Source organism: Frigoribacterium sp. CFBP 8754 (assembly GCF_014841815.1).
Lineage (GTDB): Bacteria > Actinomycetota > Actinomycetes > Actinomycetales > Microbacteriaceae > Frigoribacterium > Frigoribacterium endophyticum.
The window spans coordinates 1-12,999 of record NZ_JACYUO010000001.1 but is presented as its reverse complement, the minus strand read 5'-3'; the positions used below and the strand labels follow the sequence as shown (position 1 = coordinate 12,999).

At 68.6% G+C, this 12,999-nt stretch carries 15 protein-coding genes; 9 read left to right on the top strand and 6 right to left on the bottom strand.

Annotated elements, in window-relative coordinates:
- The first annotated feature begins 36 nt into the window (after positions 1-36).
- Both map and IFT72_RS00070 read left to right on the top strand, forming a co-directional pair.
- Positions 37-813 (top strand): type I methionyl aminopeptidase, encoded by a 777-nt coding sequence (gene map, locus IFT72_RS00075; protein ID WP_192045229.1) that lies wholly within the window; start codon positions 37-39, stop codon positions 811-813.
- Between the two features lie 27 nt (positions 814-840).
- Positions 841-2,151: a cytochrome P450 gene (locus tag IFT72_RS00070; protein ID WP_192045228.1), complete on the top strand. Its 1,311-nt coding sequence runs from the start codon at positions 841-843 to the stop codon at positions 2,149-2,151.
- Positions 2,152-2,291: 140 nt separating this feature from the next.
- Here IFT72_RS00070 and IFT72_RS00065 read toward each other — a convergent pair whose 3' ends face one another.
- Both IFT72_RS00065 and IFT72_RS00060 read right to left on the bottom strand, forming a co-directional pair.
- Complete coding sequence (locus tag IFT72_RS00065; RefSeq protein ID WP_192045836.1) at positions 2,292-2,972, bottom strand: ABC transporter ATP-binding protein; 681 nt, start codon at positions 2,970-2,972, stop codon at positions 2,292-2,294.
- Positions 2,973-3,058: 86 nt separating this feature from the next.
- Positions 3,059-4,555: an ABC transporter permease gene (locus tag IFT72_RS00060; protein WP_192045227.1), complete on the bottom strand. Its 1,497-nt coding sequence runs from the start codon at positions 4,553-4,555 to the stop codon at positions 3,059-3,061.
- Between the two features lie 215 nt (positions 4,556-4,770).
- Here IFT72_RS00060 and IFT72_RS00055 point away from each other — a divergent pair, with 215 nt between their 5' ends.
- Positions 4,771-5,271 carry a GNAT family N-acetyltransferase gene (locus tag IFT72_RS00055; RefSeq protein ID WP_192045226.1) on the top strand — a complete coding sequence of 167 codons (501 nt, stop codon included), beginning with the start codon at positions 4,771-4,773 and terminating at the stop codon, positions 5,269-5,271.
- Positions 5,272-5,442: 171 nt separating this feature from the next.
- Here IFT72_RS00055 and IFT72_RS00050 read toward each other — a convergent pair whose 3' ends face one another.
- Positions 5,443-6,291 carry an SDR family oxidoreductase gene (locus IFT72_RS00050; RefSeq protein ID WP_192045225.1) on the bottom strand — a complete coding sequence of 283 codons (849 nt, stop codon included), beginning with the start codon at positions 6,289-6,291 and terminating at the stop codon, positions 5,443-5,445.
- 65 nt (positions 6,292-6,356) lie between these two features.
- Between IFT72_RS00050 and IFT72_RS00045 the strand changes: the two genes are divergently transcribed.
- Positions 6,357-6,710: a helix-turn-helix domain-containing protein gene (locus tag IFT72_RS00045; RefSeq protein ID WP_043595645.1), complete on the top strand. Its 354-nt coding sequence runs from the start codon at positions 6,357-6,359 to the stop codon at positions 6,708-6,710.
- A gap of 113 nt (positions 6,711-6,823) precedes the next feature.
- Entirely contained in the window at positions 6,824-7,012 is a 189-nt protein-coding gene (locus IFT72_RS00040; RefSeq protein ID WP_192045224.1) for a hypothetical protein, read from the top strand.
- Between the two features lie 33 nt (positions 7,013-7,045).
- Here the strand turns inward: IFT72_RS00040 and IFT72_RS00035 are convergent, their stop codons facing one another.
- Entirely contained in the window at positions 7,046-7,579 is a 534-nt protein-coding gene (locus IFT72_RS00035) for an RNA polymerase sigma factor (protein WP_162234627.1), read from the bottom strand.
- A 53-nt stretch (positions 7,580-7,632) separates the two neighbouring features.
- On the bottom strand, positions 7,633-8,262 hold the full coding sequence (locus IFT72_RS00030) for a hypothetical protein (RefSeq protein WP_162234626.1): 630 nt from the start codon (positions 8,260-8,262) through the stop codon (positions 7,633-7,635).
- Positions 8,263-9,246: 984 nt separating this feature from the next.
- Here IFT72_RS00030 and IFT72_RS00025 point away from each other — a divergent pair.
- Positions 9,247-9,579: a hypothetical protein gene (locus IFT72_RS00025; protein ID WP_055974433.1), complete on the top strand. Its 333-nt coding sequence runs from the start codon at positions 9,247-9,249 to the stop codon at positions 9,577-9,579.
- 155 nt (positions 9,580-9,734) lie between these two features.
- Here IFT72_RS00025 and IFT72_RS16525 read toward each other — a convergent pair whose 3' ends face one another.
- Positions 9,735-10,340 (bottom strand): TetR family transcriptional regulator C-terminal domain-containing protein, encoded by a 606-nt coding sequence (locus IFT72_RS16525; RefSeq protein ID WP_192045223.1) that lies wholly within the window; start codon positions 10,338-10,340, stop codon positions 9,735-9,737.
- Positions 10,341-10,395: 55 nt separating this feature from the next.
- Between IFT72_RS16525 and IFT72_RS00015 the strand changes: the two genes are divergently transcribed.
- From IFT72_RS00015 to IFT72_RS00005, 3 genes are all read left to right on the top strand, one after another.
- Positions 10,396-11,193, top strand: a complete 798-nt coding sequence (locus IFT72_RS00015) for an SDR family NAD(P)-dependent oxidoreductase (RefSeq protein ID WP_192045222.1) — start codon at positions 10,396-10,398, stop codon at positions 11,191-11,193.
- Positions 11,190-12,137, top strand: a complete 948-nt coding sequence (locus IFT72_RS00010) for an SDR family NAD(P)-dependent oxidoreductase (protein ID WP_192045221.1) — start codon at positions 11,190-11,192, stop codon at positions 12,135-12,137. The genes IFT72_RS00015 and IFT72_RS00010 overlap by 4 nt, the downstream gene beginning before the upstream one ends.
- Before the next feature lie 156 nt (positions 12,138-12,293).
- Complete coding sequence (locus IFT72_RS00005; RefSeq protein WP_192045220.1) at positions 12,294-12,746, top strand: hypothetical protein; 453 nt, start codon at positions 12,294-12,296, stop codon at positions 12,744-12,746.
- Positions 12,747-12,999 lie beyond the last annotated feature (253 nt).

Sequence of the window (12,999 nt, the reverse complement as noted above, 5' to 3'; positions counted from 1 at the left end):
CGTCGCACCTCGACGGCCTGACCCCTGGGAGCCCGCGTGATCGAGATCCTCGCCCCAGCCGAGATCGACCGAGCCCGTCGGAGCGGGGCCCTGGTCGGCAGCATCCTCGACACCCTCCGCTCCCGGGCCGAGGTGGGCACCGACCTCCTCGAGCTCGATGCCTGGGCTCGCGAGCTCATCGACGGAGCCGGTGCCGACTCCTGCTACGTCGACTACGCCCCCTCGTTCGCCAGCGGTCCCTTCGGGCACCACCTCTGCACCTCCGTCGGCGACGCCGTGCTGCACGGCAGGCCCCGCGCGCAGAGGCTCGTCGACGGCGACCTGGTGACCCTCGACCTCGCGGTCTCCCTCGACGGCGTCGCCGCCGACTCCGCGGTGAGCTTCGTCGTCGGCCAGGCCGCACCCGAGGCCACCGCGCTGATCGAGGCCACCGAGCGGGCACTCATCGCCGGCATCGCGGCCGTCCGCCCCGGTGCCCGGGTGGGCGACCTCTCCCACGCGATCGGCACCGTCCTGACCGACGCCGGCTACGCCGTCAACCTGGAGTTCGGCGGGCACGGCATCGGATCGACGATGCACCAGGACCCGCACGTCGCCAACGACGGCCGCCCCGGTCGCGGCTACCGCCTCCGACCAGGCCTGCTGCTCGCCCTCGAGCCGTGGGTGATGGCCGACACCGACCAGCTCGTCACCGACCCCGACGGCTGGACGCTGCGCAGCGCCACGGGGTGCGCCACGGCGCACAGCGAGCACACGGTGCTCGTCACCGACGACGGCGCCGAGATCCTCACGCTGCCGCCGCGGCGGCCCTGAACTGGCGAGTGAGGCCACGATGGCCGCATGTCCGACTCGACTGCCAAGACGAACCCGCTGCGTGACGACTCCCTCTCCGTGCTCACTCGGGGCTACGGCTTCGGCGCCCGACTGTGGGGCCGCACCCGCCCGGGTGCGCGGGCCGTGCCTCTGCGGCTCCTCGGGCGGCCGGCGTTGCTCGTGCGAGGCGCCGAGGCCGTCGAGCTGTTCTACGACGAGCAGCGGATCGCACGGCACGGAGCCATGCCCGCGGTCGTCCAGCAGACGCTGTTCGGCCGGGGGTCGGTCCACAGCCTCGACGAGGCGGAGCACCGGCACCGGAAGGCGACCTTCCTCGACGTCGCCTACGACGACGAGGAGGTCGCGCGGCTGACGCCGCTGCTCGATCGCGAGTGGCGCCGTGAGGTCGACGAGTGGCTGGCCGGCGGTCGACGCTCCGCCTACGACGCGGCCGTCGGAGCGTTCGGGCGAGCGAGCATGGCCTGGGCGGGCCTGCCCGGGACGGCGGCAGCACGGACCCGATGGTCCGCGCGCCTCGCACAGAGCGTCGACGGCTTCGGCGTGCCGTACTCCCCCGAGTACCTGCTCGCGGCCGCGAACCGCGCGTGGTCGGACCGTCACGCTCGACGCCTCGTGGAGGCCGTCCGTGCCGGCGCTCTCGAGCCCGACCCGGGGACGGCTCTGCACGAGTGGGCCTGGCACCGGGACCCCGAGGGTTCGCTGCTGCCCGCGAAGCTGGCGGGGATCGAGCTGCAGAACAGCATCCGCCCGATGATCGCCGTGGCTCGTTTCGTCGCGTTCGCGGCAGGGGAACTGCACGACCGCCCCGAGTGGCGAGGGCGGATCGCGGCGGAGGGCGCGGAGCGCGGGACCCTGACCGGCGGGCCGCTCGCCGTCGCCTTCGCGCAGGAAGTCCGGAGGACTGCGCCGTTCGTGCCGATGCTGCCGGGCTGGGCGCGGGACGACGTGGAGCTCGACGGGCAGCGACTGCCGGCTGGGGGCCGGGTGCTGCTCGACATCCTCGGCACCGACACCGACGACGCGTCCTGGGACCGCGCCTCCGAGTTCGATCCGGAGCGCTTCGCCGGTGTCGACGACTACGAGGCGATCACGACGTTCGTCCCGCACGGCGGCGGAGACCCGGCCGCGGGCCACCGGTGCCCGGGCGAGAAGCTCGCGATCGCGGGCCTCGCCGCCGCGGTCACGGCCCTCAGCGACCCCCGTCTGACGATCCTCGGCGAGGGGCTCTCGGTCGACCGCCGGCGGCTGCCGACGAAGCCGTCGTCCGGCGGGCGGATCCGAGCCGCCGGAGCGCCCTCCCGCTGCCCGTTCCACTGACGTCGCGAGGACGCTCCACGGGGGTGCACCTCTCAGCCTCCCTCGACCGTCCCCGGGCCTGAGCTGCGATCATCGAGGTGAGCCCGCTCCGTGATCGACCTGCCACCCGGTCATCTGACCGTCGGCCATGGTGCGAGAGGTCAGGCAGCCGGCCCCAGCTCCGTGAGCTCTCCGCCCGCGATGCGAAGGCGGCGTTGTGCGCGCCGGGCCACGGCCGAGTCGTGCGTGACGATGACCACCGTGAGCCCGCGGTCACGCCAGACGCCCTCGAGCAGGTCCATGATCTCGTCGCGGGTGGCCTCGTCCAGCGAGCCCGTCGGCTCGTCCGCGAGCAGCACGCTCGGCTCCTTGACGAGCGCCCGCGCGATGGCCACCCGCTGCTGCTGTCCGCCCGAGAGCTCGCTCGGCAGGTGGTCGGCTCGTTCGGCGAGCCCCACGGACGCCAGCGCCGCCCTCGCCTTCTCCCGGCGCTCCGCCCGGGGCGTCGAGCCGTCCGCGAAGGCCGTCTCGACGTTCTCCGCGGCCGTCAGGGTCGGGATGAGGTTGAAGCCCTGGAAGACGAAGCCGATCTCGCGGGCCCGTGCCACCGCCAGGGCGTGGTCGCCCGCCGCCGAGAGCTCGGAGTCACCGAGTCGGACCGTGCCGCTCGTGGGCCGGTCGAGCGCGCCGAGCATCTGGAGCAGGGTGGACTTGCCTCCGCCGGTGGGCCCCTGGATCGCGACCATCTGCCCTGTGGGGATGACGAGGTCGACGCCGGCGAGGGCCGTCACCGTGCGCTTCTTCTGCTGGTAGGTCTTGGTGACGGCGGTGAGCGTGTACATGGGCGGCGTGCCTCCGGAGGCGATGGTGGTGGTCTCGCCGGCCGCAGCCGGCCGGGGGATCGGGTCCGTTGCTTCGTGGATGTCGGTCACGCGACGCTCCTCAGGGCCTCGGCGGGGCGTAGGCGCGAGGCACGCCATCCCCCGGCGGCTCCGGCGAGCAGGCCGCCCACGACGGCCAGGCCCACCGCGAGGACGACGATCGACACCGTCACGGGCACGGTCAGGGCGACGTCGGTGGTGGCCTGCGCCACCTGCTGGCCGACGCCGCCTCCACCCGCTGATCCGGGGCCGCCGGCGCCGGGGCCTGCCGCCTGGGCGGTGGCCGCGGCGGACAGGGTCGGTGCCACGAGGTTCACGACCAGGATCCCGAGGAGGCCGACCGCGACTCCGACGACTCCGCCGATCAGGCCCTGCACGAGGGACTCCCCCGCGACCTGCCGGGTGATGCGGGAGCCGCTCCAGCCGATGGCCTTGAGCGTGCCGAACTCGCGGGTGCGTCGACCGACGCCCGAGACGGTGAAGAGGATCGCCATGAGGAACGCCGCGGCGAGCACCGCCACGGAGAGCCAGGTGCCGAGCCTCCCGATCAGGTCGGACGCGGTCGACAGCGAGCCGGACACGCTCGACGCCAGGTCGGACTGGGTGCTCACCGTGGCGTCCGGCAATGCGGCCTGCAGGTCGGACTTCAGGGCGTCGACGCCGCTGGCGCTCGACGCCGTGATGTACACGTCGCTGATCTGGTCCGTCAGGCCGCTGAGTGCCTGAGCGGTGTCGAGGGGCACGTACGTGTCGGAGGCGGTGGCGGCGTCCGACGACGTGGACGCCACGATCCCGACCACCGTGAAGTCGGTGCCGCCGATCGCGAGCGTGTCGCCGACGGCGAGATCGGCGCTCGTGGCGTACGTCTGGTCGAGCACGACGACGTCGGCCCCCGCGTCGGCGGCGGTGAAGCTGCGGCCGTCGACTAGCGAGGCGCTGCTGAGCGGTCCGACCGCGTTCGTCGCGGGGTCGAGGCCGGTGACCGAGAACTGGTCGACGTCGAACGCGCTGCCGCCCGCGCCGTCGGCCCCGCCGGTGGGAGGCGCGGCCTGCGTGCCCGCGTCGGTGCCGTCACCGGTCGCACCGTCGGCACCCGCGCCTCCTGCACCCCCCTGGGAGAAGTCGGGCACCGTGCCCGAGAAGCTGGAGGCCTGCAGGCTCAGGGTCGCGGTCGCGGCGGAGACGCCGTCGACGCCCTCGACGGTGGTCAGGGCCGACGAGTCGAAGGTCGCGGTGCCGCGCGCGGCGGACAGGGTGCTCTGGGCGACCTCGGTGCTGCCGTCGTCGGTGGTGGTGCCGTCGCCGGAGCCGAAGGCGAACTGCTGGCCGGGCCCGTCGGCGCCCGGCTCGGCGGTCTGCGTGACGGTGACGTCGGTGCCGACGCCGTAGACCGACTCGAGGACGGTCGACTGGGCGTTCTTCACACCGGCCGCCACCCCGCTCACGATCATCACGAGGGCGATGGCCAGGGCCATGCCCGCCGCGATGATCACGGTCTGCTTGCGTCTGTTGCTCAGCTCTCTGAGCAGGTAGGTCAGGAACACGGTTCTCCTCGGTGCAGGGATCAGGACGAGGAACACGGTAAGAAACACCGCCCTCAGCACCCGATGGCCTTGCTAAGAGACCCCTATGGCACCCAGACCCCCAGCCCGCCGTCATGGCCGGACCTGTCGAGGGTCCACGAGCCATGCCGCGGCCGCTGGACGATCGTCTATCGGGCAGTGCACGAGTGTTCCGCGCGGCACGAAATGATGGTGGCATGTCCACCCCCGAGCAACTCGTGCCGACCGTCCGTCGTGCGAATCTCACCGGAAGTGACGCAGCGCAGGTAGGAAAGCTCATCGCCGACTACCTCATCCAGACCGAGCGGGAAAAGGCCGAGCACCTAGACGGCGCCCACGGTCCGACGCCATTGCCTGAAAAGTACCGCCACGAAGTCGACGACCCTTACTCCGCGTATGCCTCTGCCGATGTGTACGTGGCCGAGTTGCAAGGCCACCTAGTCGGCGTCGCTGTGGTCCACAGCGACCAGGACGCGGACGAACTGAAGAGAGTGTGGGTCGATCCAGCTGCTCGCGGAACTGGCGCAGGATCTGCGCTCCTCAACGCAGCGCTGACACGTGACGAGCAGCGCCCGCTCCGGCTGACAGTATGGAGGTGGCGGGATGACGCGATCAGGCTCTACTCCAGACGAGGGTTTCAAGCCGTTGCCTCATGGGACCCGCGTCCTGACCTGATCTGCATGGAACGACGAACCTGACCCGACGTCGCTAGCATCCCAGGCACGGATCCCCTATCGGGCATGCAGAAACGATCGTTTGTGACTAGCGCCGACGAACACCACGAGCGGGCCCTGGCCAGATCAGAACCGCTCCCCAACTGAAGATCGCCTTGGTCGGGGAGCAGCCCTTGCTGTCGTACAGCGAACGGGTCAGGCCCGGAGGTCCTTGAGCCACTGCTCGACCGTGCGCGGGCTCAGCCCGAGCTGCTGCTGTGCGCTCGTGGCAGGGTCGATGAGCTCGGAGGGCAGGGTGGCCCGCCACCGGTACGAGGCCACGACAGGGTCCGCTCCGGCTGAGCCGAAGAGGGGCTCGATGACGCGGCCGAAGTCGTCGACGTCCTGCGCCTCGAACCGCACGCTCGTGCCCGAGGCTGCGGCGAAGCCAGCCGCGAGGTCGGAGCCCACGAGGCCGGGCAGCGCACCGACCCCGACGACACCGGTCACGGAGCCGTCCTGCAGCAGTCGCGCGACGACGTCGGCCACGTCGAGGTGCGAGCTCCACGACACGGCGTAGTCGTCACGGATCGGGTAGCGGAGGACGCCCTCCTGCTCCACGCCCGCGGCGACCGGCGGCAGCAGCAGGTTCTCGAGGAAGAGGCGCGGGGCCGCGACGGCGACGGAGACCCCGGTCGCCCGCAGACCGGCAGTGAGGACGCCGACGGGACTCTCAGCCGCACCGTCGCCCTCCGTCGGGTACCCGCTGGTCGAGACGACCACCCGGGCCGGCCGTGCCTGCTCGACGGCTGCGACGACCGTCCGGGCATGCGCGAGCTGCTGGGCGGCGTCGCCGACCGGAAGGTGCACGAAGACGCCGTCGACGCCCGCGTAGGCCGCCGCGAGGGACGCGACCGACATCAGGTCGACGGCGACGGGCGCGCCGCCTCCCTCATAGGCGGACGGGTCGCGGACCGCCGCGGTGACGGCGGCGCCGGAAGCGAGAAGGGATGCGACGACGGGGGAGCCCTGGGCGCCAGTAGCGCCGTGGATGAGATAGGTCATGAAGCTATCAATGCATCTGGTGCACCAGTTACGTCAACTGCACCAATGGCGTACTGTCCATGTTCATGGCTTTCTGTGGGGAGATCTGGCCCGAGTGCGGCATCGCGAAGTTCCTGACACTGCTCGACGGCCCCTGGGCAACGCTCATCGTGCGAGAGCTCCTCGAGGGCCCGGCTCGTTTCACCGAGCTAAAGGAGGCGCTGCCCGGCATCAGTGCGCACACCCTCACCAACCGCCTCCGGAAGTTCGAGACGTCGGGCCTCGTCACCAGGACGGCGTACTCCGAGATCCCGCCGCGCGTCGTCTACGAGCTCACCCCGACGGGGCAGGGGCTCCGGCCCGTGCTTGAGTCGATGAACGCCTGGGCGTTGTCCGTCCCGCCGACACCCGACGCAGAGATCGAGGTGGTTCCTCGGTAGAGGATCGTCTATCGAGACACTCTGAAGCTAGAGGTCGCGTTCCTTGGCCCCCTAGCGGGCGGCCGCTATGACGACTAGCCAAACCGCTCGCAGAGCTGCACTACGGTTCGAGCATGGAGACCGTTCCGCTCGTCATGACCGTAATCGGCGCTCTCGTCGTCGCGGCAGGCTTCGCCTACACGTTCAACCTCAGGAAGCGAGGCGGGGTGCGATCGGGAAGTCGCCCCTTCTTAGCCATGACCATCACGATCGGACTCGGAACCGGAATCCTCGTAGCAGGCGTCATCGCCGCCCTGAGCTGACTCGCGAACCCCTAGCTAATGGCCGATCGCCTATCAGGCATCGGTGGTGCCAATGACACGCCCGCGGAATGCGCCGGGCACGTCACGCGGGCCCTTGTCGGCAAGTTGATCGTGGAGGACCTTCCGGGCTCGGGAAAGGCGGGCACGAACTGACGTGGCCCGCTTTCCAAGGATTAAAGCCACTTCTTCCTGGGTGAAACCGTCCCAGTAGACGAGGCGCACGATCTCCCGATCTACCACCGGAAGCTGCTCAATTGCCGCTCGTACGTAGGCGACTCTTTCCATGTTCTCGGTTGAGGCATGTTGCTCGAGGGCATCGGCAGACACAGTGAGCCGAAGGCGTGCGCTCAAGGCGGTCCGCCGGGTTCGACCTCGTAGGTGTTGCGAGAGTTTTTTGCGAGCGATGCCAAACAGCCAGGCACGAAGCATGTCCGGTTCGATTGTGCGGGTCGTGCTCGATTGCCAGGCTGCGAGGAACGTTTCACTGACGAGATCCGCTGCGTCCTCGGCTGGTACGTCACGTCGTATGAAGAACCCGAGCAGCCCTCTAGCCTCGTTGCGGAACAAGTCAGCGAGATCTGCGCCTACTTCTCTGTGAGGGTGAGGCTTCGTCGTTCCCGTCAATGGAGTTGTCCGTCGCAGTCCGAATCGATCTCTGCCCAGCCACTCACGGTGCCGGCGGGCAGGCCGAGTTCGTCGGATACATCCATGACGATGAACTCGAGCATGGACACGGACAGTGCCGATTCGTCTTCGAGGGGCTGCTGATCTCCGATTCCCGGGATTTGCGCTGTTGACTGCACTGACTGGGGGAGATCGCCGGGGGTGCCTGCCTTGTCGCCAGCCAGAACAAGGGCGTATTCGTAAATGCGCTGACCGAGACCGCTCGTGGTGAAGTCGGCATTTCGGTAGTAAGTGGAGACCTCGGTGAACCTGGGCGAGAAGTACGAGCTTTCGATGGTGGCAGTGCACGAGACTGTGACCCCAGTGTCGGTGACGTACTCGACGGGGATCGGGGTCTCGATTCGTGTCAGCCCGTCGACGGCGACTGCGCCGGCCGTGAGTGCTCCGACGGCAAGAATGCTGCCGGGCACGAGCCAGAGTGCTTTTCGGCGCCGGGGAAGCCGCCGGCTCCCAGTGGCAACGCGAGTCTCTGCCACAAGAGCATCGAGTGCCGCCTCCGTAGCGACTGAGGTGGTAAACGCCGGGCGGCTCCCAGCGAGGAGTTCGTCAACATTGTGCTTGGGCAAGGTGATCCGATCCAACCGATGACCGCGGGCTCTCCGCTGTCACAGAAGTAATGTCCAGTGAGCACCAAAGTGTGACGTCGTGAATCGACTTTTCCTCTTTCGTAATTCCTCGAAGTGCAGGCCGTGGCCCAGCAACACTCGGTCACCGAAGATAGATCGTCTATTGGAGGTCATGTCGGCAGGAGTGAAAGTGTGACGAGCAGCTTGGGAGGGTCGCCGCATCAGACGAAGTAGAGGACTCCGGCCACGGCCACCACAAAGCACAGCGGAACGGCTCCAAACACTGTGACTCGCCGACTGGCGGGCATCGACCGCGGTTCTTGAGCGCTCAGCCATGCCATCACCAGAACTGTCACGCCCGCAAGGGTGGTAATCGCCGAAACCATGAGAACGGATGCGTCGGCAGGGAGCATGGCGCAGGCCGACGGACGGTCGTCGTAGGAGCAGGACCGCCAGGGCTGCAACAAGAAAAGAGTCAAGACGAGAGCGCCCGTAACACCGGTGACCGCACCCAGCGCCATGAAAGTTCGTCGCGTCCTCATGGCTTAACCGTAGAGCTGGCAGCCAATCGCTCTCCTTGGATGACGGAACAGCTTGCAGAAGGGCAGGCTCACGGAGCACCAGATCCGGCCTAACGACATTGACCTGCCACCAACTCAGCCCATCGACATCAGTCACTGGCTAACGCATGGCGATGCGGCAGATCGGTAACGGAGATCGCTAGAGCGAGGTTACAAACGGTGCCCGATAGACGATCCCCTATCGGGACGGACCGAGCAGAGGACATTGCGTTTAGCTGCAGGGGTGTGCGTATGCTCGCAGCAGCACCAGCCGCACCAGCCGCACTGTCGCGAAGGGTAGGACACGATGATCCGACGACGCATCCTCGAAGCTTCTGCAGGAGCAGGGGTTCTCTGCCTACTGCTATCAGGATGCGGCGGAACTGCTGCGGCGGGGACCGGCGACCTGCCAAGCTTCACTTCGATGGATCAGCTCGTCTCCGCCGTTGACGAGCACCTTGGCTGCGACACCGACCCTGCCGGCGATCCTGTCACCCCGATGAACGGCGACGCCCTGCCCACGGACCAAGTTCTGTGCCTGCCCCACGTGCAGATCGACCTCTACAAGGACCAGGCGGCACTGGACAAGGCTCTAAACCTCTGGAGCGATACCCAACAAGGCCCCGTGCCGTTGGTGCACGGTGGCAACTGGATGGTGGTGGACCTAACCGGGGTGGCTACTGGTGAGCCCTCGGCCGTCGATTTGGAAGGGCTTGCATCTGAGATGGACGCCGAATACGAAACCGTCGCCGCCTGACGACGCATCGGTGACCGGCGAGCGATCCCCTTACGGGACGCTCCGGCTCCGACAGTCAGACAAGAGGTGCAACGTTGTGTGACAACACGCCATGAGCAGCCCCGCGACGAGCAGGCCGTCCGATGCGGCCCCCGCACGAACGGTCGGGCCTGAGTTCAGACGCGGGCGCGGTGCAACGGGTCGAGCGCCGAGTCCAGCGCCGCCTCGAGCGGCCACGCCGAACGCAGCGGCTGGCTCATCACGAGTCCACCCTGCACCGCCGTGAGGATCACCATCGCGATCCGCTCCGGGTCGGCCTCGCGGTCGACGTCGCCCGACCCCTGCATCTTGCGCACGCCCGCGGCGAGCAGGTCGCGCCACGCACCCATGCTCTCAGCGATGACCCGTTCGAGCTCGGGATCAGTCATGGCCGACTGTGTCGCGAGCGAGCCGATCGGGCAGGCCCACCGGCCGAGGCCCAGGTAGTAATCAACGAGGGCCTCACGCCAGGCGCTCCACGACTCCCACGAGCCGAGGTCGTCGATGTGCGGCTGCTGCGCCTCGAGCAGCTGGGCGCCCTCCCACACGGCGACCTCACGCACGAGCTCCGCCTTGCCGCCAGGAAAATAGTGGAACAACTGGCTCTTGCTGGTCAGCGTCGCCGCCCGGACGGTCTCGAGGGTCGTTCCGCCGATGCCCGACGCGAGGATCTGCTCGCCCGTCGCCTCGATGATCCGTTGCCGGGTCGCCCTGCCGCGCTCGGTGAGCTTCGTCTCGTCCACGCTGCGATCTTACCCGCCTGGACCGCACAGTCCATTCCTATGCTAAGAATGGACCATGAAGTCCAATGAAGAAGAACTCCAGACCCTCGCCGTCGACACCCGCCTGGCGGGCAAGACCGTTCTCGTCACCGGCTCGACCAGCGGCATCGGCGAGGCCATCGCCCGCGTCCTCGCCGCCTCCGGCGCCGAGGTCGTCGTGAACGGGCGCGACGCCGGACGCGCCGAGGCCGTCGTGCGCAGGATCACCGCGGCCGGCGGTCACGCCCACGCCGTGGTCGGCGACCTCGGCGGGACCGCGTCAGAGGTGCGCCGCATCGCCGCGGCAGCTGAGGACGCGCTCGGCGGCCACGTCGATGTCGTCGTCAACAACGCCGGCATCTACCCCGTTGGCCCTACCGCCGACCTCGCCGACGCTGACCTCGACGCCGTCCTCGCGGTCAATGTCCGCGCGCCCCACGTGCTCGTAGGAGCACTCGCCCCCGCGATGGTCGAGCGCGGAGGCGGCTCGATCGTCAACATCGGCTCGTGGATGGCTCGTGTCGGAGTCCCCTTCGGCGCCGCCTACACCGCCTCGAAGGCCGCCCTCGAGCAGATGACCCGCACCTGGTCGGCCGAGTTCGGGCCCTCCGGCGTAGGAGTCACGACCGTGTCGCCCGGCGCGACGAGCACGCCCGGCAACGCCGAGAGCGCCGACGTCCTGGCCGCGATGACGGCGGGCACCGTCGCGGGCCGACCGGTCCGACCGGTCGACGTCGCCTTCGCGGTCCGCTGGCTCGTCTCGGACGAGGCGGCGTTCGTGCACGGAAGCACCGTCGACGTCGACGGCGGGATCGCTGCGGTCCGACTCGGATGAACGCCGACCGGACACTCGAGGACGCCCGACGGTTCGATGCATCCTCGACCGCCCTCGACGTGGTCGAGGGCGTAGACCTGCACGGCCAGACTGCCCTGGTCACGGGTGCCAGCTCAGGGATCGGCGTCGAGACGGCACGGGCTCTCGCCCGGGCCGGCGCGACGGTGGTCCTAGCGGCCCGCAACGTCGAGGCCGGCGAGAGGACGGCCGAGGAGATCAGGGCCCAGGACCCGGCCGCGACCCTCCGGGTGAGGGAGCTCGATCTCGCCGACCTCAACTCCGTGCGTCGACTGACCGCCGAGTGGTCGGGCCCCCTGCACCTGTTGCTCGCCAACGCCGGCGTCATGCACGTCCCCGAACGACGTACGCCCGAGGGTCAGGAGTGGCACTTCGGCATCAACCACCTCGGGCACTTCGCCCTGGCCAACGGCCTCCACCAGGCGCTGGCCATGGCTCAGGGAGCGCGCGTCATCTCCCTGTCATCGAGCGGCCACGGTGCGAGCGGAATTCGCTTCGGCGACCTCGACTTCCGTCGGACGCCCTACGACCCAGGGATCGCGTACGGGCAATCGAAGACCGCGAACGTGCTGTTCGGCATCGAGGCCACGCACAGATGGAACGGCGAGGGCATCACGGCCGCTGCCGTGATGCCCGGGGGCATCTGGACCGGACTGCAACGCCACTGGGACCCCGCCGTGCTGGCCGAGATGAAGCGCCGATACTCCCACCGCGTCAAGACTGTCGAGCAGGGTGCGGCGACATCGGTGTTCGTCGCCACACGGGCGGAGCTCGGCGTCGGCGCCCCGGCGTACTGGGAAGACTGCAGCCCGGCCGACGTCGTGGACCACATCATCGACGGGACCCACGGCGTCATGCGCCATGCCGTCGACCCCGACGTGGCTCAGCGCCTCTGGTCAGAGTCCGAAGCCCTGACCCGACGATGAATTCGCCCCGACGGATGGCAACCCGGTAGCGGATCCCCTAACGGGCGGCGGTGACCGTTCCCGTCGGCCCTCGGCTGCTCGGGGGGTATAGCGAACAGCACGAGCTCAGGTAAAGGTCATGAACAATGTGGTCAATCCGAAACCGTTGGAGTTTTCATGAGGAAGACAGCACTCGTCCCTATGACCGTCGCGTTGGTCACGGTTCTTGGCGGGTGCACCTCAACTACGGCGCCGCAGGTGACGGCCATCAACGAGCAATTCGACGAGCTAGACCTCAGCGAACTAGGTGACCTGAAATGCGACTTTACGTATCTGCCTGGGCCCTTTGATCAAACCGGAAACAGCTACCTCCGTCAGGTCGTCCTCGACGATGAAGCGAACGCGCCAAAAGCGATTGAAGCCCTCGAAGATCAGGGCTTCACGGTCGTGGAGCGTCATCAGAGCGCGGAGGGCGAGCTCGTAAATCTGGATGGGCCGGACGGTGTGGCGGCCAGCGTTTCGACAGCGACTGCAGATGTGACTGGCACCGTCCTGCCCTACGACGGCCTTGAGGACTGCCCCGTGCCTACCGACGGGCTGATCATCGTGTCTCTTTCCCTGGCCAAATAACGGACCTAGAGGAGGCGCGCTCGGCGAACTGCTGACCGTCCGACTCAGGACCGTCTGAGGAGCGCCGGGCCTGCGGGCTTCCCAGAAACCCGAACCGGTCCAAAACCCCGTTTTCAACCGTTCGTCGTTTGCGAGCAGCTGATCCAAGCCCGCCGCGGCCACACCCAGAACCGATCGTCTGCGATCTTCGCCGCTGGGGGATCCCCTATCGGGCACCCGCGTCAGTCACGACCAAGAAGGCTGCGTGGTCACC

Bases quoted from the DNA above. Each gene is read 5' to 3' on its own strand.
- IFT72_RS00070 (WP_192045228.1), top strand. From the start codon at position 841: ATGTCCGACTCGACTGCCAAGACGAACCCGCTGCGTGACGACTCCCTC.
- IFT72_RS00065 (WP_192045836.1), bottom strand. From the start codon at position 2,972: ATGTACACGCTCACCGCCGTCACCAAGACCTACCAGCAGAAGAAGCGC.
- IFT72_RS00055 (WP_192045226.1), top strand. From the start codon at position 4,771: ATGTCCACCCCCGAGCAACTCGTGCCGACCGTCCGTCGTGCGAATCTC.
- IFT72_RS00050 (WP_192045225.1), bottom strand. From the start codon at position 6,291: ATGACCTATCTCATCCACGGCGCTACTGGCGCCCAGGGCTCCCCCGTC.
- IFT72_RS00045 (WP_043595645.1), top strand. From the start codon at position 6,357: ATGGCTTTCTGTGGGGAGATCTGGCCCGAGTGCGGCATCGCGAAGTTC.
- IFT72_RS00040 (WP_192045224.1), top strand. From the start codon at position 6,824: ATGGAGACCGTTCCGCTCGTCATGACCGTAATCGGCGCTCTCGTCGTC.
- IFT72_RS00025 (WP_055974433.1), top strand. From the start codon at position 9,247: ATGGATCAGCTCGTCTCCGCCGTTGACGAGCACCTTGGCTGCGACACC.
- IFT72_RS00015 (WP_192045222.1), top strand. From the start codon at position 10,396: ATGAAGTCCAATGAAGAAGAACTCCAGACCCTCGCCGTCGACACCCGC.
- IFT72_RS00010 (WP_192045221.1), top strand. From the start codon at position 11,190: ATGAACGCCGACCGGACACTCGAGGACGCCCGACGGTTCGATGCATCC.
- IFT72_RS00005 (WP_192045220.1), top strand. From the start codon at position 12,294: ATGAGGAAGACAGCACTCGTCCCTATGACCGTCGCGTTGGTCACGGTT.